The organism is Phytohabitans maris, assembly GCF_031085175.1.
GTDB classification, from domain to species: domain Bacteria; phylum Actinomycetota; class Actinomycetes; order Mycobacteriales; family Micromonosporaceae; genus Phytohabitans; species Phytohabitans maris.
The window spans coordinates 86852-109274 of sequence record NZ_JAVHUY010000002.1 but is presented as its reverse complement, the minus strand read 5'-3'; the positions used below and the strand labels follow the sequence as shown (position 1 = coordinate 109274).

The window sequence follows — 22423 nt, the reverse complement described above, 5'->3', positions numbered from 1 at the left end:
TGCCCTAGAGGCGGGCCTGGGCGGCGACGTGTACGTCCAGCATTGTGATCAGTCGCGCCGTCACCTGGCGGGCCTCCAGGTGCAGGCGGGCGATGTTGAGCCCCTCACCGCCGAGCACGGCGAGAAGTGCGGAGTCGCCGACCGCGTACACCGAGAAGTAGCCGCGGTGGCTGCGGACCGTCGACTCCCGAAACGGGCCCTGCCGCAGCGCCAAGCCGGTCTGCCGGCCCAGGCCGAACGTCGCCGCGGCCAGCGCCGCGATGTCGTGCGGCTCCGGCCCGCTGTTGAGGTCGTGGATGAGCAGCAGCCCGTCCACGCCGGCGATGACCGAGCCGACGACGCCGCTGACCGCCTGCTTCAGCGCCGCCATCTCGGCGTACGCCGCCCCGTACGCCTCCTCCTCGGAGGTCTCCGCCATCCCTGTCCCCCTCTGTGAATAGCTGTGTCAGCCCAGCCGGTGCAGGCCGTCCCGCACCCGCTCCACCGTCCGGCCGTCCGCCGCGAACGGGTGCCCGTCGAACCCGCCGAACCAGGCGGCCGCCGGATCCTCCCCCGAGGTACCGCGGTCCCACGGCCCGGTCGCCGAGGGCGTCCGCCGGGGCAGCGCGCCGGCCAGCTCCACCGCCGGTGCCGCCGCTTGCGGGACGGGCCCACCGGCCGGTTCCACCCCGACGGTCAGCTCCCGGAACTCGCGGCGCGCCATCGCCAGGTTGGCCTGCCGCCGGTCGAGCAGCAGATGGGCGACGCACCCACCGGGCCCCTCGCCGTCGACGATCCGCAGCACGTGAAACCAGCGGTGGCTGGTCACCAGCAGGTCGTCCATCGCCGTGTCCGCGTCGGTCAGCCGCACCAACTCCACCGCCGTCTCGGCCATGGCGGCGGCCATCTCCGCGATGCTCTCCCCATCGGGGAACGCCTCGATGGTCGCCGTCCGCAGCGGCTTGCGGGTGTCGATGGCGGTCACGATCACGGCACGCGCGCCGGTTATCCGTAGCGCATCCCCCCAGATGACGTCCTCGATCGACATGACCTACGGCCGCCCCGCCGAGGCATCAGCCACCGAAGCTGGTGTCCAGGGTCCGCATCACCAGCCGGGCCTGGGCAAACAGCATGCCGATGTTGACCGTCCGCCGGCACACGACGACGGCCACCATGTCTTCCGTCACCGCGCTGCGCATGAAAAGGTGCACCAGGTTTTCGCTGTTGACCAGGATCTCCCGGAAGTAGTGCCCGGACCGCTCGATCCCGCGCCGCTTCTTGAAGATGTCCTCGATCATCACCACGTTGCGCCCCTGGAACATGTCGAAGGTCGCGGCGGCGAGCAGGTCGAGCACCTCGGAGGGGTGCGAGTCGACGGTGTCGACGGCGAGGAGCATGCCGGTCGACATGTCCACGATGCCGGCGGCGACGCAGTCGGGCACGGTCTGCCGGAAGTCCTTCACCACGTTGGTGACGGCTTGGCTGATGCTGATGTCGGTCATCGGCGTCAGATCTCGATCGAGGACTCGATCAGGCGCAGCTGGTGCCGCGCCAGGCCGAGGTTGGCCCGCGACTTGTTCAGCGCGAGGTAGAGGAAGAGGCCCTTGCCGGCACGCGAGCTGAGCGGGCGGATCAGGTGGTACTGGGTGTCCAGCGTGATCAGGACGTCCTCGATCGAGTCTTCGATCTTGAGCATCTCCAGCGTGCGCATCTTCGCCCTGACCACGTCGGTGTTGCCCGCCGCGGCCATGCCGAGGTCCAGTTCGGGGGAGCCGCCGGCGATGCCGAGGGTCATGCCGCTGGAGTAGTCGACGAGTGCGGCGCCGATCGCGCCCTCGATGCTCATCGCGTCTTTCAGGGCGGTGTCCAGTGCAGCCATGAGTCATTGCCTCCGGTGCTTCGCAAGTGTTTGAGAGCGTCACCGCGGCCCCGGCGAGTAGTAGTGGTGCCCGGGGCGGCGGTCGGCCTGACGCCGGTTCCACCGAAATCTCGCACGGTGATCGGCTTCACGCACCAGCCGCGCCGAATACTGTCTGAGGAGTCAGTCAAGGCTTGACCGAGCACCGAAATTTTGCCCATCACGATGGGTTGTGTGATGGCTGGAGGTGCTGTAGTGACCTATGCGACGCGCGTCATGCTACGTCCGGCATGGCCGATATCGATGGGAGCGTACCCATCGGCGATAGGTGCGGGAGGCCCTACTGTGCGGAGGTCCGCTGGTCATACCGCGGGTATGCTCTTGCGCATGACCAAGAAGGTGACCCTGTCGTTCCCCGACGACACGATCGAGGAGGCCCGACGGTTCGCCGAGCGCGACGGCCTGACGCTCTCCGCCTGGATGGACCAGGCCGCCCGGGAAAAGGCGCTGCGCGAGGTGTTCGCCGCGCACGCCGCCGCCGTGCAGCGCGCCGGCTTCGACCTGGAGGCCGCGGCGCTGGCCGACGAGCGCGAGGTGGCGATGGTGGACGCAGCGATCTTCCGTGCTGCGTAGGGGCGAGATCTGGCGCGTCGAGGGTGCCCGCGAGCGGCTGGGCCTGGTGATCAGCTCAGACGTCTACAACAGCACCGACGTGCCCATCGTCCTCGTCGCCGAGGTGGTGGAAGAGGAGCTGCTGCGTGACTCCCCGCTCGCCGTCTCGATGGGCCAGTACGTGGTGATGCCCGACCGCCTCTCGTCGCCGATGAAGAAGTGGTTCACCGAGTGCGTCGACTACGCCGACACCGACACCATGCAGCGCGTCTCCCGCGCGCTCCGCATCATCCAGGACCTCTGATTTAGGCGGATTTGCCCAGGCCCGCATCAGCTGCGGACCGCATGCGCGGGGTCCCCGGGGAAACGTGGAGCGCAGCGGAGCGTTTTCTTGGGGTGCTTTCCCGCGGGCCCCCGCTGCGGCCGTCGGCGAGCTGGCGCTCGCCGAGTTCCCCGGCCTCCGCTGCCGGCTCCGCGCGACCAGCCCAACGCCTGGACCGCCTACCGCCCGTCCAGGCCCGAACGCCGCGGCAGTGTGAGGAGGGCCGGGCCCGCTGTCCGTCAACTCCGCCGCGTACGACCGGATCGAAGTAGATCTAGAACATCTAGGGCTGATATAGAGCCCTAAACGTTCTAGATCTACATTCACCGGCGGGCACGGCTGGCGACGTCCCGGACATCGCCCACTGTGTGGCGTCGAGCGAGGGCTGGCGAGCGAGACGTGGGCACCGTGCGTGCCGGGCCGTCGGCCCGGGCCAGGGTCGTTGGACCGCGGAGGGTGAGGCCGCGGGAGCGACGGTCCGGACCACGGCGGGCGTCGCGGTAGCTCGAAGTCTCTGTGTTTGTGGATCTGGGGGTGCCGCGGCGGCGACACCCCCAGATCGGTGAGCGGGTCAGATGGACGCGTGGGCCAGGCTCGGCAGCTGGCTGATCAGGACGCGGCGGCGCAGGTAGCACCACCAGGTGACGGCGAGGCAGGCGGCGTACATCACGCCAAACCAGGTGAAAGCGGTCGAGATGCCGCCGGTCGCGGTGTAGGAGTCGCTGATCGCGCGGGGCAGGTAGAAGCCACCCATCGCGCCGACCGCGCCGGCGATGCCGAGGGTCGCCGCCGACTCGCGCTTGGCGACGGTCAGGTCCGGCGACTTCGCCGCGAAGATCGCCGGGATCATCCGGTAGGTCGAGCCGTTGCCCGCGCCGGCCGCCGTGAAGAGCAGCCAGAACGAGGCGAGGAACAGCCCCATGTTCTTGCTGCCGGCGGCCGTGACCACGCCGTACGACCCGAGGGCCATGAGCGTGAAGCAGGCGGCGGTGACCCGCGCCCCGCCGATCCGGTCGGAGAGCCAGCCGCCGAACGGCCGGGCCAGCGAGCCGATCAGCGGCCCGGTGAACGCGAGCGTGATCGTGGCCGCGCCCCAGTGCGCGGTCGGCGCGTCCGGGAACTGCAGCTTGAGCACCAGCGGGAACGCCGCCGAGTAGCCGAGGAACGACCCGAACGTGCCGATGTACAGGAAGGACATGACCCAGGTGTGCGGCCGCCTGACGGTGGCGAACTGGGCCCGGAACGGCGTCTTGGCCACGGAGAGGTTGTTCATGTACAGGTACGCCCCGACGGAGGCCGCCAGCACGAGCGGCACCCACATCAGCCCGCCGTAGACCAGGCCGGCGGCGATCACCACGGGTACGAACAGCTGCATCGTGCTGATGCCGATGTTGCCGCCGGCCGCGTTGAGGCCGAGTGCCGTGCCCTTCTTCCGCTCCGGGTAGAAGAAGGAGATGTTGGTCATGGACGAGGCGAAGTTGCCCCCGCCGAAGCCGGCCGTGGCCGCGCAGACCAGCACCACCCAGTACGGCGGCCGGGCGGTCACCGCGTACATGAGGCCGGCGAGCGGGATGAGCAGCAGGAGCGCGCTGATCATGGTCCAGGTGCGGCCGCCGAAGCGGGTGACCGCGAACGTGTACGGGATGCGCATCAGCGCGCCGATGAGGTTGGGGAGCGCGACCAGCCAGAAGCGCTGGTCCACGGAGTAGGGGAAGAGGGTCTGCGGGAGCGCTACGACCACGACGCTCCAGATGGTCCAGACGGAGAAGCCGAGGTGCTCCGCGAAGATCGAGAACACCAGGTTGCGCCGGGCGACCCGGCGGCCGGTGGTGGCCCAGAACTCCTCGTTCTCCGGCTCCCAGTGGGTGAGCCACCGGCCCTTACCGGCCGGGGCAGCCGCGGCGGCGGCCACGGTGGGGGTCAGTGTCGTACTCATGGCGGGGAAGTTACGGACGCGACTTTGCCGGAGGATTCCGCTCGGCGTACCCCGGCGGTAAAGCGCGCCGCACCACGGCGGCGGCGGCCGTTGTGAGGTTGGGGGCCGTTTTGCATCGGACACGGGCGACCGGGTATCGTTGCCTGCTGTTGTGCTAATGCCGGACGCGCTGCCAGTGAGCGGCGGCCTCGGCGTGCGCCCCCAGACCGACGACGAGACAAGGTAAACCTGTGCGTACGTACAGCCCGAAGCCGGGTGAGATCGAGCGTCAGTGGCACGTCATCGACGCCTCTGACGTCGTGCTGGGCCGTCTGGCGACCCACGCCGCCACGCTGCTGCGCGGCAAGCACAAGCCGACCTTCGCGCCGCACGTCGACACCGGTGACTTCGTGGTGATCGTCAACGCTGGCAAGGTCGCGCTGACCGGCAACAAGCGGCACACCAAGGTCGCCTACCGGCACTCCGGCTACCCGGGTGGTCTCAAGCAGGTGGGCTACGACGAGCTGCTCACCAAGCGCCCGGAGCGCGCCATCGAGCTGGCGGTCAAGGGCATGCTGCCGCACAACCGTCTGGGTCGAAAGCTCATCAAGAAGCTGAAGGTCTACGCCGGCGCCGAGCACCCGCACGCCGCGCAGAAGCCGGTGCCGTTCGAGATCAAGCAGATCGCGCAGTGAGCGCGGGCGAAGGAACAAGCATGACCGACACCATCGTCCCGACCCCGGCGCCGCCGGCCGTCGAGACCGCCCCGGTGCCCGCCGCCCGCGTGCCCCGTGGTGACCGTCCCATCCAGACCGTGGGCCGCCGCAAGGAGGCCATCGTCCGGGTGCGCATCGTGCCCGGCACCGGCAAGATCACCTGCAACGGTCGCGAGCTCGAGGAGTACTTCCCGAGCAAGGTGCACCAGCAGCTCATCAAGGAGCCGCTGGTGACCGCCGAAAAGGTCGAGGCCTTCGACGTCATCGCCAACCTGCGTGGCGGCGGCATCACGGGCCAGGCCGGCGCGCTGCGGCTGGGCATCGCCCGCGCGCTCTGCGCCAACGATATCGACGACCGCCCGGCGCTCAAGAAGGCCGGCTTCCTCACCCGTGACGCCCGCGTCAAGGAGAGCAAGAAGTACGGTCTCAAGAAGGCCCGTAAGGCTCCTCAGTACTCCAAGCGCTGACGCGTTTTGTACTGCTGAAAGACGGCCGGGCCGCCCTGTGGAAAAGTGGGCGGCACCGGCCGTTCTGTTTGCTCTCGAAAGTGGGGCTCATGGCTCGTCTCTTCGGCACCGATGGCGTACGCGGGCGGGCCAACGCCGACCTCACGCCTGAGCTCGCGATGGCGGTGGCCGTCGCCGCCGCCCGCACGCTGGCTGAGTCCGACCGCAGCCACCCGCCGCTCGCGGTCGTCGGCCGCGACCCGCGGGCCAGTGGCGAGATGCTCGAGTCGGCCGTGGTGGCCGGCCTCGCCAGCGCCGGCGCCAACGTGGTGCGGGTCGGGGTGCTCCCGACGCCCGGCGTGGCCTTCCTCGTGGGTGAGGCCAAGGCCGACCTCGGCGTGATGCTCTCCGCCTCGCACAACCCGATGCCCGACAACGGGATCAAGCTCTTCGCCGCGGGCGGGCACAAGCTGCCCGACGACGTCGAGCACAAGATCGAGGCCGCCGTCGCGGCTGGCGCCTCGTGGGCCCGTCCCACCGGCGGCGGGGTCGGCCGCGTGCACGACCTTCTCGACGGCGCCGAGCACTACGTGCAGCACCTGGTCGGCACCGTGCCGCACCGCCTCGACGGGCTGAAGGTCGTGGTCGACTGCGCCAACGGCGCGGCCTCCGACGTCGCGCCGCTGGCCTACCGCGAGGCCGGCGCCGAGGTGATCGCCATCCACGCCGAGCCCGACGGCCTCAACATCAACGACGGCTGCGGCTCGACCCACCTGGAGCCGATCAAGGCCGCGGTCCTGGAGCACGGCGCCGCCCTGGGTATCGCGCACGACGGCGACGCCGACCGCTGCCTGGCCGTCACGGCCGACGGGGTGGAGGTCGACGGCGACGAGATCATGGCGATCCTCGCCCTGGCCATGCGGGAGAGCGGCGCGCTGACCGCCGACACGCTGGTCGCCACCGTGATGAGCAACCTCGGCCTGCGCCTGGCCATGTCGCGGGAGGACATCCGGCTGGTCGAGACCAAGGTCGGCGACCGGTACGTGCTGGAGGAGCTGCGCGCCTCGGCCCTCGCGCTCGGCGGTGAGCAGAGCGGGCACATCGTGATGCCGGCGTACGCGACGACCGGCGACGGCGTCCTCACCGGCCTGCACCTCATGTCCCGGATGGCCGCCACCGGCCGTTCGCTCGCCGACCTCGCCTCCGTGGTCACCAAGCTGCCCCAGGTGCTGGTCAACGTGCCGGTCGGCGACCGTGCGGCGGGGGCCAGCGCGCCGGCGGTGCTGGCGGCGACCGCCGCGGCCGAGGCCGAGCTGGGCGAGACCGGGCGGGTGCTGCTGCGCCCCTCCGGCACCGAGCCGCTGGTACGGGTCATGGTCGAGGCGGCCACGGTGGAGATCGCCCGGTCGGTGGCCGAGCGGATCGCCGCGGCGGTACGCGAGGCGAGCCCCGCCGCCTCGTCGATCACCTCGGGGCGCTTGCAGAACGCGAACCGGACCAGCCGCTTGCCCGCCTCCGGGTCGTCGTAGAACACCTCGGTCGGCACGGCCACCACCCCGCAGCGTTGGGGCAGCGAGCGGCAGAACTCCATCCCGTCCGTCCCGCCCAGCGGGGTGATGTCGGTGGTCACGAAGTACGTGCCCTCGGACGGCAGCACGCCGAAGCCGGCGTCGGCCAGCCCGGCCATGAGCTGGTCCCGCCGCGCCTCCAGCCCGGCCCGGAAGCCCTCGTAGTAGCTGTCCGGCAGGCCCAGCGCCACCGCGACCGCGGGCTGGAGCGGTGCGCCGTTGACGAAGGTCAGGAACTGCTTGACCCGCAGCACGGCCGTCACCAGCGCGGCCGGGCCGCTCGCCCAGCCGATCTTCCAGCCGGTGCAGGAGAACGTCTTGCCGGCCGAGGAGATGCGGACCGTACGCTCGCGCATGCCGGGCAGCGTGGCGAGCGGTATGTGCGCATCGCTGGCATCGGAGAAGACCAGGTGCTCGTAGACCTCGTCGGTCACCGCGTAGGCGCCGTACTCCTGGCACAGCTCGGCGACCTGGGTGAGCTCGGCCCGGGTGAAGACCTTGCCGGTCGGGTTGTGCGGCGAGTTGAGCAGCACCAGCCGGGTCCGCGGGCCGAACGCCGCGCGCAGTTCGGCCGGGTCGAAGCCGTACCGCCCGTCAGCCCCGGGGCTCTGCTGACTGCGCTCGCTTCGCTCGCTGGCCGCCCCGGGCAGCCGGCTTCCGCCGCCCTCGTCGCTCCGCTCCTCGGACCGGCGGTCACCGGCCCCGGGGCGGAGGGTGACCGGGCGCCGCACCGCGCCGGCGAGCGCGATCGAGGCCGCGTACGAGTCGTAGTAGGGCTCGAAGCAGACCACCTCGTCACCCGGCTCGCAGAGCCCGAGGATCGCCGCCGCGACGGCCTCGGTCGCGCCGGCGGTGATCAGCACCTCGCCGTCCGGGTCGTACTCCAGGCCCCAGAACCGCCGCTGGTGCTGGGCGACCGCGGCCCGCAGCGCGGGGATGCCGGGCCCGGGTGGGTACTGGTTGTGCCCGCCGCGCAGCGCCTCGGCGGCCGCCGCCAGCATCTCGGCCGGACCGTCGGTGTCCGGGAAGCCCTGCCCCAGGTTGACCGCCCCGGTGCGTACGGCCAGCGCGGACATCTCGGCGAAGATCGTGGTGCCGAAGGAGCGCATGCGGCGTACGCCGGGATCGCTGTCGATGGTGGTCACCGGGTCAGCCTAACCGCGCGACTACAAGATCAATTTTGTGCACGTGGCGGTGGCGAAGGTGCCGCTGGCCTCCTTCTTCGCCACCTCCTCGCCGTCGATCGTGATCCGGCACTGGATGGTGCCCTTGCCGCCTCCGCTGCGGATGGCGGTGACCGTGACCAGGGCCGCGTCCTCGGTCATGGTCACCTCCTTGCGCCAGGGCAGGTCGGTGTCGCTGGCTCGCTCCGGGGTGACACCGTCCTCCTTGAGGTAGACGATGCTCACCGGGCCGTCGCCGGTGACCTCGTACACGACCTTGCCGCCACCGCCCTCGTTGCCGTAGCCGCCGTCGTCGTCGCCGGTGGGCTCCGTCTCCGGTGTCGTCCGCTCCACCCGCGGCGTCTCGGCGTCCCGGGTGGGGTCGGCGGTGACCCGGCCCGGGTCGTCGCCCCGGTTGACCAGCAGCACGCCGGCGGTCACGGTGCCACCCACCAGCAGCACGGCCAGCGCGACCACCACGGCGAGGATCGGCCCGTTGGAGCGGCGCGGTGGCGTGGGCGCGCCGAGGTACGAGGGGTACGGCGCGGTCGGCGGCGACGAGGACGGCGGATGCGGCGAGACCGGCTGGGTCGGCTGGGCGCCGGGCTGCTGCTCGTACGGCGGCGGGTAGGTCATCGAGCGTTATCCCCCCGGATGAAGACTGCGGCGAGTCACGGTGTTCCACGATTGCCCCGCTGGGCAAGTCCGGTGTCCGATTCTTCCCCCGATTGCCGCAAACGCTCATGTCGGATGAGCGATACCGGGGCTTTCGAGCAGGCATCGTGAGCGAAAGTGGGCTACGCTGCGGACCATGTGTGGAATCGTGGGCTACGTCGGTGCCCGGCCGGCGTTGGGCATCGTGCTGGACGGGCTGCGCCGGTTGGAATACCGCGGGTATGACTCGGCGGGGGTCGCCGTGGTGACCGGTGACCGCCTCCTGACCGAAAAGCGGGCCGGCAAGCTGGCCAACCTGGAAAAGAGCCTGGCCGAGGCGCCCACCGCCGGCATCGGCGACGGCAGCACCGCGATCGGGCACACCCGCTGGGCCACCCACGGCGGCCCCACCGACCGTAACGCCCACCCGCACCTGTCCCGCGACGGCCGCGTCGCCGTGATCCACAACGGCATCATCGAAAACTTCGCCAAGCTCCGCGCCGAGCTGGAGGCCGACGGCGTCGAGTTCGCCAGCGACACCGACACCGAGTGCGCCGCCCACCTGCTCGCCACCGAGCTGGGCCTGGAGGGCGCGCCCAGCGCGGAAGGGCTGGCCGCCGCGATGCGCCGGGTCTGCCAGCGGCTGGAGGGCGCGTTCACCCTGCTCGCCGTCGACTCGGCCGTGCCCGGCGCGGTGGTCGGCGCCCGGCGCAACTCGCCGCTGGTGGTGGGCCGCGGCTCGGGGGAGAATTACCTGGCCAGCGACGTGTCCGCCTTCATCGAGCACACCTGCGAGGCGGTCGAGCTGGGGCAGGACCAGGTTGTGCTGATCACTCCCGAGGGCATCGAGATCACCGACTTCACCGGCCAGCCCGCGAGCGGCAAGGACTTTCACATCGACTGGGACGCCTCCGCCGCGGAAAAGGGCGGCTACGACTACTTCATGCTCAAGGAGATCGCCGAGCAGCCGCAGGCGGTCGGCGACACGCTGCTCGGCCGCCTGACCGAGAGCGGCGAGATCGTCCTCGACGAGGTCCGCCTCACCGACCAGGACCTGCGCGACGTCGACAAGGTCTTCATCGTCGCCTGCGGCACGGCCTACCACGCCGGCCTCGTCGCCAAGTACGCGATCGAGCACTGGACCCGCATCCCCTGCGAGGTCGAGCTGGCCAGCGAGTTCCGCTACCGCGACCCGGTGCTCGACCGGTCCACGCTGGTGGTGGCGATCAGCCAGTCCGGCGAGACGATGGACACGCTGATGGCGCTGCGCCACGCCAAGGAGCAAAAGGCGCGCGTGCTCGCGATCTGCAACACCAACGGCTCGACGATCCCGCGCGAGTCCGACGCCGTGCTCTACACGCACGCCGGGCCGGAGATCGCGGTCGCCTCGACCAAGGCGTTCCTGACCCAGCTCGTCGCCTGCTACCTGGTCGGGCTCCACCTGGCCCAGGTGCGCGGGATCAAGTACGCGGACGAGGTCGCCGCGGTCGTCGCCCAGCTCCAGGAGATGCCGGGCAAGCTGCAGGAGGTCCTCGGCACGATGGAGCCGGTGCGCGCGCTGGCCCGGTCGCTGGCCGAGGCGAAGAGCGTGCTGTTCATCGGCCGCCACGTGGGCTACCCGGTGGCCCTGGAGGGCGCGCTGAAGCTCAAGGAGCTGGCGTACATGCACGCCGAGGGCTTCGCGGCCGGCGAGCTCAAGCACGGCCCGATCGCGTTGATCGACGAGGGCTGTCCGGTGGTGTGCGTGGTGCCCTCGCCGGCCGGCCGGGGCGTGCTCCACGACAAGATCGTCTCCAACATCCAGGAGGTACGGGCCCGCGGCGCGCAGACCATCGTGATCGCCGAGGAGGGCGACGACGCCGTCCTGCCGTACGCGGATCACCTGGTCCGGGTGCCCCGCACGCCGACGCTCCTCGCCCCGCTGGTGACCACCGTGCCGTTGCAGGTGCTCGCCTGCGAGATCGCCGCCGCCCGCGGCCACGACGTCGACCAGCCCCGCAACCTCGCGAAGTCCGTCACGGTCGAGTGAGTTCCCGCCGCTAGGGTTAGCGGCGTGATCGTGGCTGTCGGCATCGACGTCGTCCTGGTCGAGCGGTTCACCGGCGCGCTGGCCCGCACCCCGCTGCTGGCCGACCGCCTCTTCACCGAGGCGGAGCGGCACACGGCGTCGGGCAACCCGCGCTCGGCGGAGTCGCTCGCCGCCCGCTTCGCGGCCAAGGAGGCGGTGGCGAAGGCGCTGGGCGCGCCGGTCGGGTTGCGCTGGCACGACTGCGAGATCGTGACCGACCCGGACGGCCGCCCCTGGCTGACCGTCGCCGGCACGGTCGCCGCCGTGGCCACCGAGCGGGGGATCACCCGCTGGCATCTGTCGTTGTCGCACGACGGGGGGATCGCGTCCGCCATGGTGGTAGCGGAGCGACTGGCGGAAGAGGTGGCTGCCTCGTGAGGGAGCGGGAGAAGCGGCGGCCGCGCACAGCGGCGCTGAGCGACCGATCGAAGGTCAGGCGATGAGGCGGGCCTGGCGGGTCAGCGACGTGCGCGCGGCCGAGGAAGCGCTGATGCGCACCGTGCCCGAGGGCTCGCTCATGCGGCGGGCCGCGGCCGGGCTCGCCCGCCGCTGCGCGCTCCTGCTCGCCGAGCGGGGCGGCGTGTACGGCTCCCGGGTCCTGCTGCTCGCCGGCGCCGGCAACAACGGCGGTGACGCGCTCTACGCCGGCGCGTTCCTGGCCCGCCGGGGCGTCGCCGTCTCCGCGCTGCTGCTCGTGCCGGAGCGGGTACACCAGGGCGGGCTGGCGGCGCTCCGGGCAGCCGGCGGCCGGGTCGTCGACGCGGTCCCGCGCGACCTGGATCTCGCCGTCGACGGCATCGTCGGGCTGGGTGGCTCGGGTGGCCTGCGCCCCGCCGCCGAGGCCGCCGTACGGCTGCTACGGGCCCGGGGCACCACGATCGTGGCGGTCGACATCCCCAGCGGCGTCGAGGTCGACACCGGCGGGCTCAGCGGGCCGGCGGTACGGGCCGACGTGACCGTGACGTTCGGCTGCCTCAAGCCGGCGCTGGTGGTGGGGCCGGCCGCGCCGTACGCCGGTGAGGTCGAGCTGGTCGACATCGGGCTCGGGCCGTGGCTGCGGGCGGACGCCGCGCTGGCCGTACCGGAGTGGCCGGACATCGAGCAGTGGTGGCCCCGCCTGGACGCCGCCTCGGAGAAGTACACCCGGGGCGTGGTCGGCATCGCGACCGGCTCGGCGATGTACCCGGGCGCGGCGGTCCTCTCCGTGGGCGGTGCGCTGGCCGGCCCGGCGGGCATGGTCCGGTACGCGGGCGGCGCCGCCACCCAGGTGCTGCGCCATCACCCGTCCGTGATCGCGACCCAGCGGGTGGCCGAGGCGGGGCGGGTGCAGGCCTGGGTCTGCGGCTCCGGGCTGGGCACCGACGAGGCGGCCGCCACCGAGCTGCGTACCGTGCTGGCCACCTCCCTCCCGGCCGTGCTCGACGCGGACGCGCTGACCCTGCTGGTCGACGGCTCGATGGCCGACCAGCTGCGGGGGCGCGACGCGCCGATCGTGGTGACCCCGCACGACCGCGAGTTCGCCCGCCTGGCCGGTGGCGAGCCCGGCGACGACCGGGTCGGCGCCGCGCTCCGGCTGGCCTCCTGGATGAACGCGGTCGTGCTGCTCAAGGGTGACCGCACGGTCGTCGCCACACCGGCCGGCCGCGCCTGGGCCAACCCGACCGGCACGCCGGCGCTGGCCACCGGCGGCACCGGCGACGTGCTGGCCGGGCTGCTCGGCTCGCTGCTGGCCGCCCGGGTCGCGCCGGAGCGGGCGGCGGTCGCGGCCGCGTACCTGCACGGGCTGGCCGGACGGGCGGCCGCCCGGAGCGGCCCGGTGACCGCGCCCGACGTCGCCGCCGCGCTGCGCGAGGTCGTGCCCGCGTCGTTCTGACGTGTGTACAGGATGTCGCCGGCTGGCGGGCCAGTAGGCTGATCCGCATGTGGCAGGCCGAGGTCCGCGTCGACCTGGACGCGATACGCGACAACGTGGCCCTGTTGCGCGCCGGCACCACCGCCGAAGTCATGGCGGTGGTCAAGGCGGACGCATACGGGCACGGCATGCTGCCGGTGGCTCGGGCGGCCCTCGAGTCGGGCGCGAGCTGGCTCGGCGTCTGCACGCTCGACGAGGCGCTCACGCTGCGCCGGGGCGGCATCACCGCGCCGGTGCTGGCCTGGCTGTTCGCGCCCGGGCTGCCGCTGCACGAGGGTGTCACGGCCGGGATCGACCTGGGCGCCGGCAGCCTCGCGCAGCTCGGCGAGATGATCACCGCCGCGCGCGTCGCCGGGCGCCCGGCGCGCGTACATCTGAAGATCGACACCGGCCTGGCGCGCGGCGGCGCGACGCCGGCCGACTGGCCGGCGCTGGTCGAGGCCGCCGCGAAGGCCGAGGCCGACGGGCTGGTCGAGGTCGTCGGGGTGTGGAGCCATTTCGTGTACGCGGACGAGCCCGGCCACGAGACGATCGACCGCCAGCTCGACGCCTTCCGGGAGGGCGTGGCGACCGCCGAGCGCCTCGGGGTGGACGCCCCTTACAAGCACATCGCCAACTCGGCCGCCACCCTCACCCGCCCCGACGCCCACTTCGACCTGGTCCGCCCGGGCATCGCGGTCTACGGGCTCTCGCCGATCGCCGGGGAGCGCCACGGGCTGCGGCCGGCCATGACCGCCCGCGCCCGGGTCATGCTCACCAAGCGGGTGCCGGCCGGGCAGGGCGTGTCGTACGGCCACACGTACCGCACCGGGCGGGAGACCACGCTCGCGGTCGTCCCCCTCGGGTACGCGGACGGCGTCCCCCGCCACGCCTCCAACTCCGGCCCCGTCCAGCTCGGCGGCAAGGTGCGGCGGATCGCCGGGCGGGTCTGCATGGACCAGGTGGTGCTCGACTGCGGCGACGACCCGGTGGCCGCCGGCGACGTGGCGACCCTCTTCGGCAGCGGCGCCGGTGGCGAGCCCACCGCCGACGACTGGGCCGAGGCGGTCGGCACGATCAACTACGAGATCGTGACCCGCTTCGGCGGCGTCCGGGTGCCCCGCGTGTACGACGGAGAGCGCGCATGAGCCGGAGCGAAGGGCTGGCCAGCCGGTCGATGCGCAAGCGCGCCGGGCTGCTCGGGGCGGTCGTGGGGGTGGCCGCCGTCGGCGTGGCGGCCGGTGTGGTGGCCGAGCGTGCCCTGGTGCGCCGCTCCAAGCGCGCGTCCGACGACCCTTACGACGACGAGGACTTCGGCAACCTCGCGTACGACGAGGCGCTCACCGTCACCACCGCGGACGGCACCGACCTCTACGTGGAGATCGTCGAGCCGACCGACGGCGTGGAGCTGGACGCCGAGTTCGTCGCCGAGGTGACCGGCGCGATGACCTCGCTGGAGCCGACGCTCGTCTTCGTGCACGGCTTCGCCCTCGACATGGGCACGTTCCACTTCCAGCGCAAGGAGCTGACCCGCCGCGGCGACTACCGGATGGTCTTCTACGACCAGCCCGGGCACGGCCGCTCCGGAAAGCTGGAGTCCGGCGAGTACGAGCTGCCCGCGCTCGGCGAGGCGCTCCGGACGGTGCTCGACGAGACCGTGCCCGAGGGCCCGATCGTGCTGATCGGCCACTCGATGGGCGGCATGACCATCATGGCCTTCGCCGAGCAGCACCCGGAGTACTTCGGCGGCCGGGTCGTGGCGACCGTGTTGATGTCCACCTCGGGCGGGCGGCTGGAGGAGACGAAGTTCGGGCTGCCCGCGCTGATCGCCAAGGCCGGCTCGCCGCTGATGCCGCTGGTCAACAGCGCCACCCGGCTCAGCGGCGGCGTGATCGACCGGGCCCGGCACGCCTCGTCCGACCTGGCCTGGCTGCTCACCCGGCGGTACGGCTTCGGCGACCCCAAGCCCAGCCCCGCGCTCGTCTCCTACGTGGAGGAGATGAACGCCCGCACCTCCACCGAGACCGTCGCCCGCTACCTGCGCACCCTCTACACCCACGCCCGGTACCCGGCGCTCAAGGCGCTGCGCTCCGCGCCCGCGCTGGTCATCGTCGGCGACAAGGACATGATCACGCCGGTCACCCACTCCGAGGAGATCCTGCGGCACGTGCCGGACGCCGAGTTCGTCCAGGTGCCCGACAGCGGGCACGTGGTGATGCTGGAGCACGCCGACGAGGTCAACGCCGTGCTGGTCGCGTTTCTGGAGAAGCTGACCGCGTGACGACGCTCCCCACTGTCTCGGATACGGAAGACTTCGGCCGGCACCTCGCCGCCATCCTGCGCGCCGGTGACCTGGTCGTGCTCACCGGCCCGCTCGGCGCCGGCAAGACCGCGCTGGTCCGCGGCATCGGCGCCGGCCTGGGCGTACGCGGTGACGTCACCTCGCCGACGTTCGTGATCGCCCGCGTGCACCGGCCCGACCCGGCGAAGGGTGGCCGCGTCGCTCTCGTACACGCCGACGCGTACCGGCTAGGCTCGGCGATCGACCCGCGGGCGGAGATCGACGACCTCGACCTGGACGCCTCGGTGGACGACTCGGTCACCGTGGTGGAGTGGGGCGAGGGCGTGGTGGAGCAGCTGTCCGACACGCACCTCCAGGTCCGCATCGACCGCCGAGACGACGACTCCCGCGAGGTCAGCTTGGTGCCCCACGGTGGGGACTGGACGGCACGCGTGGAGGAACTGTGACGCTCGACCTGATGGAGCTGCTGCCCGCGGGGTGGCGTGAGGCGGTCGCCGGGTACGTGGACCCGGCCCGGGTGGCGGAGCTGGCCGCTTTCGTCGATGCCGAGTACCAGGGCGGCCCCTGCTTCCCGCCCCTGGAGGACCTCTTCTCCGCGTACCGGCTCTGCGCTCCCGAGGCCTGCCGCGTGCTGATCCTGGGCCAGGACCCGTACCACAAGGCCGGCCAGGCGCACGGGCTGAGCTTCAGCGTCCGCCCCGGCGTGTCGGTGCCCCCGTCGCTGCGCAACGTCTACAAGGAGCTCGCCGCCGACCTGGGCGTGCCACCGTCCCGCTCCGGCGACCTCACCGGCTGGGCCGCCCAGGGCGTCCTCCTGCTCAACGCGGTGCTCACCGTCCGCGCCGGCACGCCCGGCTCGCACGCCAACCACGGCTGGGAAGACTTCACCGACGCCACGATCCGCGCGCTGAACGACCGCGCGGAGCGGGTGGTGTTTCTGCTCTGGGGCGGCTACGCCCGCAAGAAGAGCGCGCTGATCACCAACCCGACCCACGTCGTGCTGGAGGCCGGCCACCCCAGCCCGATGAACCCGCGCGGCTTTCTGGGCACCCGCCCGTTCAGCGCCACGAACAAGGCCCTGGCCGACGCCGGCCTCACCCCGATCGACTGGTCCCGCCTCTGACGAGGCGGCGCTACGCCTGCGCGGGCACCTGCTTGAACACCACGGGACGGACCCACTCGCCGGGCACGAACTCGCCGCTGCTGGCCAGCGCCGAATAGAGCATGCCGATGCTCGCGTCCTTGCCGAGCTGGACTGGGTCGGGGCGCTTGGCCGGCCAGTGCGTCCTAGCCGCCCCCGCCTCGGCGAACATCATCCGGAAGCCGTACGGCTCGTCGGGGTGGGGGATCGCGATCAGGCAGGGCGAGCTTGTGTGATTGTGGATGATGCGCGCTACGACCGACACGACCGGCTCGTCGTCGAACGCGATCACGATGTCGTGCTGGGACGTCACTCCGATATCGTGCAGGTATCGGCGAAACCCAGGGTCACGCTGCCGGCGGGCGAAGTCGAAGGTGCTGGCGAGTGTCGCCGGCCTCTCTTCACTCCTGGTCACCGTGCCACCTCCGGATGTTGTCCACCCAATCATTCTGCATCATCGCCTCCGCCGGCTCATACCAACGATCCACGACCTCGCGACCGCGCTCAACTGGAATCTCAACCAGCACGATGCGGTGGTTTTCGCCCAACTGAGTGAACTGGTGTCGATGGACTGTGCCGTGCGAGCAGTCGATTCGCGCTACCGGGTGCCATTCCTCGTCCTGCCGGACGGCCTGCCAGATGGCGAAATAGACCATCTGGCTGGTCCCTCGCCGATAGACCTGTCGAAATCCCATGCGGTGGCCGGGTGCCAGGTCGATGTGGTGCTGGAACTCCTCACACTCGTGGTCAGGCGGCGGCTGGTAACAGTCGTCATCCGCCAAGGGGTAGATGGTCATGTCGGCAAGCCGACCCTTTTCGGGGCGACTCTTCGTCTTTCCCATTCGGCGACCTCTCGAAGACGCCGTCAAGCTACCGAAGGATCCCGCTCCGCGATGCCCTCCTGACCCCCTGGGCAGCGATTTGGCTATGATCGACAACTGTCATATGCACGGTTGCGTGGTAATGGCTGGCGGCACGGAGTGAGCCGCGCCCGGATAGGGTGCATATCGTGCTGGTACTCGTGGTGGACTCGTCGACTCCGGCGGTGACGGCCGCGCTCGTGGAGGTGGCCGACCACGGCGTCGCCGTGCGCGCGGAGCGGCAGGCCGTCGACGCCAAAGCGCACGGGGAGCTGCTCGCGCCCGCCGTCGTCGAGGTCCTCGGCGAGGCCGGTGTCCAGCCGCGCGACCTTGACGCGGTCGTGGCCGGGGTCGGGCCGGGGCCGTTCACCGGGCTGCGGGTCGGGCTGGTCACCGCGGCCAGCATGGGACAGACCCTCGGCATCCCCACGTACGGCGTCTGCTCGCTCGACGCGCTCGCCCAGGGCGACGACGCCGGCCAGGGCGACAACGCCGGCCAGGGCGACAACGCCGGCCGGAAAGGTCGGGTCCTCGCCGCCACCGACGCGCGGCGCAAGGAGATCTACTGGGCCGTGTACGACGGTGGTGTGCCGGTCACCGAGCCCGACGTCGACCTGCCCGCCGCGGTCGCCGAGCGGATCGCCGGGCTCGGCGTGACCGCCGCGGTGGGTGAGGGGGCACACAAGTACGCGGACGTGCTCGGTCTCCCGGTGCGCGACGAGCCGCGGTACCCGCCGGCGGTCGCGCTCGCCGAGCTGGCCGCGCAGCGGGTCCTCGCAAAGGGGCCGGGCGAGCGGCTCACCCCGCTCTACCTGCGGCGGCCGGACGCGGTGGCGGCGGCGGGGCGCAAACCGGTACTGCGATGAGGATCGAGCCGCTCCGCTGGTGGCAGATCGACGAGGTGCTGGCGATCGAGGCCGACCTCTTCGGCCTCGAGCAGTGGTCGGCGGCCATGTTCTGGAACGAGCTGGCCAACGGCCAGTACTACCTCGTGGCCACCGGCGACCAAGGCGAGATCCTCGGGTACGCGGGGCTCGCCGTACAACCGCCCGACGAGGCGTGGGTGCAAAACATCGCGGTGCGCCGTGACGCCCAGCGGCGCGGCATCGGGCGTACCTTGCTGGAGGCGCTGCTCGCCGAGGCCACCCGGCGCGGCGTACGCAAGGTGCTGCTCGAAGTGGCTGTCGACAATGGACCCGCGCAAAAGCTTTACGGCGCCTACGGATTCGAGGCGGTGGGCCTTCGCCGCGGGTACTACCAACCGAGCAACACCGACGCCCTGGTGATGATGAGACACGATGACTGAGCCGCTGGTACTGGGAATCGAGACCTCGTGCGACGAGACCGGAGTGGGTGTCGTGCGCGGCCACACGCTCCTCGCCGACGCGCTGGCGTCCAGTGTGGACGAGCACGCGCGCTTCGGCGGCGTGGTGCCGGAAGTGGCCAGCCGCGCTCATCTCGAGGCCATCGTGCCCACAATGGAGCGGGCGCTGAAGGAGGCCGGGGTCACGCTCGCCGACGTCGACGCGATCGCCGTGACCGCTGGGCCGGGCCTGGCCGGCGCGCTGCTCGTCGGGGTCGCCGCCGCCAAGGGGTACGCGCTGGCGGCCGAGAAGCCCATCTACGGCGTCAACCACCTGGCCGCGCACGTGGCGGTCGACACGCTGGAGCACGGGCCGCTGCCCGAGCCGGCGATCGCGCTGCTCGTCTCCGGTGGCCACTCGTCGCTGCTGGAGGTGGACGACCTCGCCACCGGCGTGACCCCGCTGGGCGCGACGATCGACGACGCGGCCGGCGAGGCGTTCGACAAGGTGGCGCGGCTGCTGGGCATGCCGTTTCCGGGTGGGCCGCCGATCGACCGGGCGGCGCGCGAGGGTGACCCGGGCGCGATCCCGTTCCCGCGCGGGCTCACCGCGCCGAAGGACCTGGCCGCGCACCGCTTCGACTTCTCGTTCTCCGGACTGAAGACCGCGGTGGCCCGGTGGGTGGAGGCGCGCGAACGCCTCGGCGAGCCGGTGCCGGTCGCGGACGTGGCGGCATCGTTCCAGGAGGCGGTCTGCGACGTGCTGGTGACCAAGGCGGTCGACGCGTGCCGCGACCGCGGCATCGAGACCCTGGTGATCGGCGGTGGTGTCGCCGCCAACTCGCGGCTGCGTGCGCTGGCCGAGGAGCGCTGCGCCCGGCGCGGCATCACCGTCCGCGCGCCGCGCCCGAAGCTCTGCACCGACAACGGTGCGATGGTGGCCGCACTCGGCGCCCACCTGGTCGCCCGCGGCGTCGCCCCGAGCCGGCTGGACCTTCCCGCCGACTCGGCCATGCCACTGACGATTGTGAGCGTGTAGTGTCCGGCGACGTGATCGTCCGGATGTGGGAGGTACGCGGCGAGCCCGCGAAGTTCGCCGACCTGATCGCGTGGGTGTGCGACACGGCCGTGCCCCGGATCGAGGTCGAGCCGCTCCACATCTCCAGCGAGGTCTTCTCCTCCACCGACCACCGCGTCGTGGTCGTCTCGAAGTGGCGCAGCTTCCCGCTCCCGCTCCCCGACCCGCCCAAGGAGCTGACCGCCCGCCCACCGCACTCGTGGGACTTCACCCAGGTCGACCGCTGAGCCATAGCCATTTCCCGGGTCCGCGTCACCTGCGGACCGCCGCTCCCGCCGGAGACCGCGGAGGTCGGCGGCTCGCGTGGACGCTCGCCGAAACCCCGACCCCCGCTGCCAGGCCCGCCGGTCAAGGCCCAACCGGCGCCACCTCTGCCGGCGCCCGCCGGGCCGGCGGCGTGGGTCAGGGGCGCGCCGGCCGTGGATCAAGCCGAGTCTTTGGCCAGCGGTACCCCAGGTACCTTATGAGGCCGCCATAACGTACACCTGGTACCGCTGGACCGGAGGTATCCAAACCGCGCGGCCCGGAGCTTCCGCAACGGGTCACTGCCGTCCCCGAAGGGCTGGCCACCTGAGGGCTTGAGCCGCGGACCCGGCAGCGGAGGTCGGGGGTTTCGGCGAGCGCCAGCTCGCCGCCGACCTCCGCGGTGCCCGCGGGAGCAAACGGCCTGCGACTGGGGCGGACCGGGGCATATGAGTCAGGAGACGCGGCCCGCGAAGGCGAGGATGATCTGCTGGATCGCGCTGACGTCGTTGCGTTCGACGAAGGTCCGGCCACCGGTCGCCTTGGTGATCTGCTCCAGGGCCGACGCGTCCGCCTTCGGGCCGACCGCGATGGCCAGGATCGGCAGCGGGCGGTCGGGGCGGGCTGAGGCCTTGAGCTTGGCGAGCAGCTGCTGGAGCGACAGGCCGGACTCGTCCTCGTTCTTGCCGTCGGTCATGACGACGACCATGTTCTGCGCGTTCGGCTTCCAGGCCTTCTGCATCCGGTCGTACGCCGCGCCGATCGTGTCGTAGAGGCCGGTCCCGCCGGCGGCGCGCAGGCCCTGCACCGCGCCGGCCACGGCGACCCGGCGCGGTACGCCGCCGACGATGCCGCCGGCCGGGCCGGGCGCGACGAGCTCGCGGTAGTCGGTGGTCGGGGTCAGCTCGGTCGCGAACGCCCACAGCCCGATCACCGTGCCGTTGTTGAGCAGCCCGGCGCCGGCGATCGCGGCATTCTGGATGAGCTGCAGGCGGGTCTGGTTGGTGCCGGGCACCACGTCGTTCATCGAGCCGGAGACGTCGAGCAGCAGCAGGGCGTTGTTGGAGCGCTGCAGCACGCCCCACACGGCGAGCATCTGGGTGAGCGCCTGCGCGGTGGGCGTGCGCTCGGGGCCGGCGACCGCGGTCTGGAAACCGTGGTCGGCGCTGAGCAGCCCGGTGTCGCCGGTGGTGTGGTCGGTGTCCCGGAAGCCGGCCGCCTCGTACGCCCGCCGGCTCTCCGCCTCCCGCAGGTGGGCGAGCAGGTCGGCGGCGGCCTGCCGGCGTACGTCGTCGACCCAGGGCGCGCGCAGGACCGCGAACGGGTAGTCCGCGTACGCCGCGCCCTCCTTGGGGTAGATCGGCACGAGCGGCACGCGCGGCGAGTCGTCCGCGTACGCGGCGAGCTCCCGCTCCAGCACGGGGATCGCGGCCGGCAGCGTCGGCACGTCGTCGGTACCCGCGTCGTTGTACTGGCGCAGCAGCGCCGCCGGGTCCTCGGCGGTCGCGGTGGTCAGCTGCGAGGCGGAGAGCGCGACGTACAGCTCGTCGTTGGTCTGCTGCTGGTCGTTGTCGGGGTCCATGATGGTCATCGCGGCGGCCAGTCCGGCACCGGAACGGGTCGGGTCGGCCATGCCCAGCCGCATCGCGCCCCACTCCTGGTGGCCGTAGTCGGCCCAGGTCTTGCCCGCCGAAAACGCGCCGATCAGGTCGGTCCAGCCGAGTGCCCGCTTGGGCCAGCCGAGCGCCTCGGCCATCGGCCGCTGCATCGCGATGACGGTCGGCGAGGTGGCGAGGCTCGGCGGCTTCTCCTGCGGCAGTACCTCGGCGGCGTCCGGCCGCCCCGCGGCGAGCGAGAGCCAGGCGCTGAAGTCCGGGGCCCACACGTCGGGGCGGGGTCCGTCGCGGGCGTCGTCCCAACCCGGTCCGATCGAGGCGGCCACCGCGCTGGACGGCATCGCGCGCACCGTCGCGGTGACGCAGTGGCCGCCGACGGACGGCTTGGCGTCGCTCCACTGGTCGGTGAGCTCGTTGAGGATGGGGTAGTGGTCGGGTGAGGCCACGACGCTGATCTCGACGGGCGCGCCGGTGCAGCCCTCCTCGCCACCGGTCAGCTGGAAGTAGCCGACCGTGCCACCACCGACGGCGAGCGCTACGGCACCCGCGGTCACGGCCATCCGGCCGCTACGGGCGGAGCGCCGGTGCCGCAGAACGGAGTCCGCCATGACTGTTCACCCCCACTTTGCGATGACGCCCAGCGAGGCGGCCATCGCCCTGCGTACAGATAGATGACTTATCGCCGGGT

24 protein-coding genes and 2 pseudogenes are annotated in these 22423 nt (G+C 72.0%); 16 read left to right on the top strand and 10 right to left on the bottom strand.

Annotated features, from left to right (window positions below; all coding sequences use genetic code 11):
• Positions 1-4: 4 nt before the first annotated feature.
• Genes RB614_RS02225 through RB614_RS02210 form a run of 4 tightly spaced genes read right to left on the bottom strand, consistent with a single transcriptional unit; the run spans position 5 to position 1858 of the window.
• On the bottom strand, positions 5-418 hold the full coding sequence (locus RB614_RS02225; RefSeq protein ID WP_308710618.1) for a roadblock/LC7 domain-containing protein: 414 nt from the start codon (positions 416-418) through the stop codon (positions 5-7).
• A 27-nt stretch (positions 419-445) separates the two neighbouring features.
• Complete coding sequence (locus RB614_RS02220) at positions 446-1027, bottom strand: hypothetical protein (protein WP_308710617.1); 582 nt, start codon at positions 1025-1027, stop codon at positions 446-448.
• 25 nt (positions 1028-1052) lie between these two features.
• Positions 1053-1481 carry a hypothetical protein gene (locus tag RB614_RS02215; RefSeq protein ID WP_308710616.1) on the bottom strand — a complete coding sequence of 143 codons (429 nt, stop codon included), beginning with the start codon at positions 1479-1481 and terminating at the stop codon, positions 1053-1055.
• A 5-nt stretch (positions 1482-1486) separates the two neighbouring features.
• Complete coding sequence (locus RB614_RS02210; RefSeq protein WP_308710615.1) at positions 1487-1858, bottom strand: hypothetical protein; 372 nt, start codon at positions 1856-1858, stop codon at positions 1487-1489.
• 366 nt (positions 1859-2224) lie between these two features.
• On the opposite strand from RB614_RS02210, the gene RB614_RS02205 reads away from it, so the two are divergent.
• The gene (locus RB614_RS02205; protein WP_308710614.1) at positions 2225-2470 is read left to right on the top strand and encodes a hypothetical protein; all 246 of its coding nucleotides are present in this window, start codon (positions 2225-2227) and stop codon (positions 2468-2470) included.
• Complete coding sequence (locus RB614_RS02200; protein ID WP_308710613.1) at positions 2460-2753, top strand: type II toxin-antitoxin system PemK/MazF family toxin; 294 nt, start codon at positions 2460-2462, stop codon at positions 2751-2753. The genes RB614_RS02205 and RB614_RS02200 overlap by 11 nt, the downstream gene beginning before the upstream one ends.
• A 589-nt stretch (positions 2754-3342) precedes the next feature.
• Here the strand turns inward: RB614_RS02200 and RB614_RS02195 are convergent.
• Positions 3343-4707, bottom strand: coding sequence for an MFS transporter (locus RB614_RS02195; RefSeq protein ID WP_308710612.1), 1365 nt, complete (start codon positions 4705-4707; stop codon positions 3343-3345).
• Positions 4708-4937: 230 nt separating this feature from the next.
• Between RB614_RS02195 and rplM the strand changes: the two genes are divergently transcribed.
• The 3 genes and pseudogenes from rplM to glmM form a co-directional block, all read left to right on the top strand.
• Positions 4938-5381, top strand: a complete 444-nt coding sequence (gene rplM, locus RB614_RS02190; protein WP_308710611.1) for a 50S ribosomal protein L13 — start codon at positions 4938-4940, stop codon at positions 5379-5381.
• A 20-nt stretch (positions 5382-5401) separates the two neighbouring features.
• The gene (gene rpsI / locus RB614_RS02185) at positions 5402-5869 is read left to right on the top strand and encodes a 30S ribosomal protein S9 (RefSeq protein ID WP_308710610.1); all 468 of its coding nucleotides are present in this window, start codon (positions 5402-5404) and stop codon (positions 5867-5869) included.
• Between the two features lie 89 nt (positions 5870-5958).
• A pseudogene (gene glmM, locus RB614_RS02180) lies at positions 5959-7305 on the top strand (phosphoglucosamine mutase); the annotation flags it as partial.
• A gap of 50 nt (positions 7306-7355) precedes the next feature.
• On the opposite strand, the pseudogene RB614_RS02175 reads toward glmM, so the two are convergent.
• Together RB614_RS02175 and RB614_RS02170 are read right to left on the bottom strand one after the other, a co-directional pair.
• Positions 7356-8492, bottom strand: a pseudogene (locus tag RB614_RS02175) (pyridoxal phosphate-dependent aminotransferase); the annotation flags it as partial.
• 90 nt (positions 8493-8582) lie between these two features.
• Positions 8583-9215, bottom strand: coding sequence for an MmpS family transport accessory protein (locus tag RB614_RS02170; protein ID WP_308710609.1), 633 nt, complete (start codon positions 9213-9215; stop codon positions 8583-8585).
• A gap of 175 nt (positions 9216-9390) precedes the next feature.
• Here RB614_RS02170 and glmS point away from each other — a divergent pair, with 175 nt between their 5' ends.
• The 7 genes from glmS to ung all read left to right on the top strand — a co-directional run bounded on the left by glmS (position 9391) and on the right by ung (position 16617).
• Positions 9391-11262 carry a glutamine--fructose-6-phosphate transaminase (isomerizing) gene (gene glmS, locus RB614_RS02165; RefSeq protein WP_308710608.1) on the top strand — a complete coding sequence of 624 codons (1872 nt, stop codon included), beginning with the start codon at positions 9391-9393 and terminating at the stop codon, positions 11260-11262.
• 24 nt (positions 11263-11286) lie between these two features.
• On the top strand, positions 11287-11679 hold the full coding sequence (locus RB614_RS02160; protein ID WP_308710607.1) for a holo-ACP synthase: 393 nt from the start codon (positions 11287-11289) through the stop codon (positions 11677-11679).
• A 61-nt stretch (positions 11680-11740) separates the two neighbouring features.
• Positions 11741-13174, top strand: coding sequence for an NAD(P)H-hydrate dehydratase (locus RB614_RS02155; RefSeq protein WP_308710606.1), 1434 nt, complete (start codon positions 11741-11743; stop codon positions 13172-13174).
• A gap of 47 nt (positions 13175-13221) precedes the next feature.
• Positions 13222-14340, top strand: coding sequence for an alanine racemase (gene alr, locus RB614_RS02150; RefSeq protein WP_308710605.1), 1119 nt, complete (start codon positions 13222-13224; stop codon positions 14338-14340).
• Positions 14337-15473, top strand: a complete 1137-nt coding sequence (locus RB614_RS02145; RefSeq protein ID WP_308710604.1) for an alpha/beta fold hydrolase — start codon at positions 14337-14339, stop codon at positions 15471-15473. Before alr ends, RB614_RS02145 begins: the two co-directional genes overlap by 4 nt.
• Complete coding sequence (gene tsaE / locus RB614_RS02140) at positions 15470-15940, top strand: tRNA (adenosine(37)-N6)-threonylcarbamoyltransferase complex ATPase subunit type 1 TsaE (protein ID WP_308710603.1); 471 nt, start codon at positions 15470-15472, stop codon at positions 15938-15940. The genes RB614_RS02145 and tsaE overlap by 4 nt, the downstream gene beginning before the upstream one ends.
• Positions 15941-15951: 11 nt before the next feature.
• Complete coding sequence (gene ung / locus RB614_RS02135) at positions 15952-16617, top strand: uracil-DNA glycosylase (RefSeq protein WP_308710825.1); 666 nt, start codon at positions 15952-15954, stop codon at positions 16615-16617.
• Positions 16618-16627: 10 nt separating this feature from the next.
• Here the strand turns inward: ung and RB614_RS02130 are convergent, their stop codons facing one another.
• Together RB614_RS02130 and RB614_RS02125 are read right to left on the bottom strand one after the other, a co-directional pair.
• Entirely contained in the window at positions 16628-17050 is a 423-nt protein-coding gene (locus tag RB614_RS02130) for a hypothetical protein (RefSeq protein WP_308710602.1), read from the bottom strand.
• Positions 17037-17432 (bottom strand): DUF7718 family protein, encoded by a 396-nt coding sequence (locus tag RB614_RS02125; protein ID WP_308710601.1) that lies wholly within the window; start codon positions 17430-17432, stop codon positions 17037-17039. Before RB614_RS02125 ends, RB614_RS02130 begins: the two co-directional genes overlap by 14 nt.
• Before the next feature lie 212 nt (positions 17433-17644).
• Here RB614_RS02125 and tsaB point away from each other — a divergent pair, with 212 nt between their 5' ends.
• From tsaB to RB614_RS02105, 4 genes are read left to right on the top strand one after another with little or no spacing between them, the layout of a single operon-like run.
• Positions 17645-18361, top strand: coding sequence for a tRNA (adenosine(37)-N6)-threonylcarbamoyltransferase complex dimerization subunit type 1 TsaB (tsaB, locus tag RB614_RS02120; RefSeq protein ID WP_308710600.1), 717 nt, complete (start codon positions 17645-17647; stop codon positions 18359-18361).
• Entirely contained in the window at positions 18358-18801 is a 444-nt protein-coding gene (rimI, locus tag RB614_RS02115; RefSeq protein WP_308710599.1) for a ribosomal protein S18-alanine N-acetyltransferase, read from the top strand. Before tsaB ends, rimI begins: the two co-directional genes overlap by 4 nt.
• Complete coding sequence (gene tsaD, locus RB614_RS02110) at positions 18794-19837, top strand: tRNA (adenosine(37)-N6)-threonylcarbamoyltransferase complex transferase subunit TsaD (protein ID WP_308710598.1); 1044 nt, start codon at positions 18794-18796, stop codon at positions 19835-19837. The genes rimI and tsaD overlap by 8 nt, the downstream gene beginning before the upstream one ends.
• 11 nt (positions 19838-19848) lie before the next feature.
• A complete protein-coding gene (locus RB614_RS02105) occupies positions 19849-20103 on the top strand; it encodes a hypothetical protein (RefSeq protein WP_308710597.1) in 255 nt (84 codons plus the stop codon).
• A 470-nt stretch (positions 20104-20573) separates the two neighbouring features.
• On the opposite strand, the gene RB614_RS02100 is transcribed toward RB614_RS02105, so the two are convergent.
• A complete protein-coding gene (locus tag RB614_RS02100; RefSeq protein ID WP_308710596.1) occupies positions 20574-22343 on the bottom strand; it encodes a substrate-binding and VWA domain-containing protein in 1770 nt (589 codons plus the stop codon).
• Between the last annotated feature and the right edge of the window lie 80 nt (positions 22344-22423).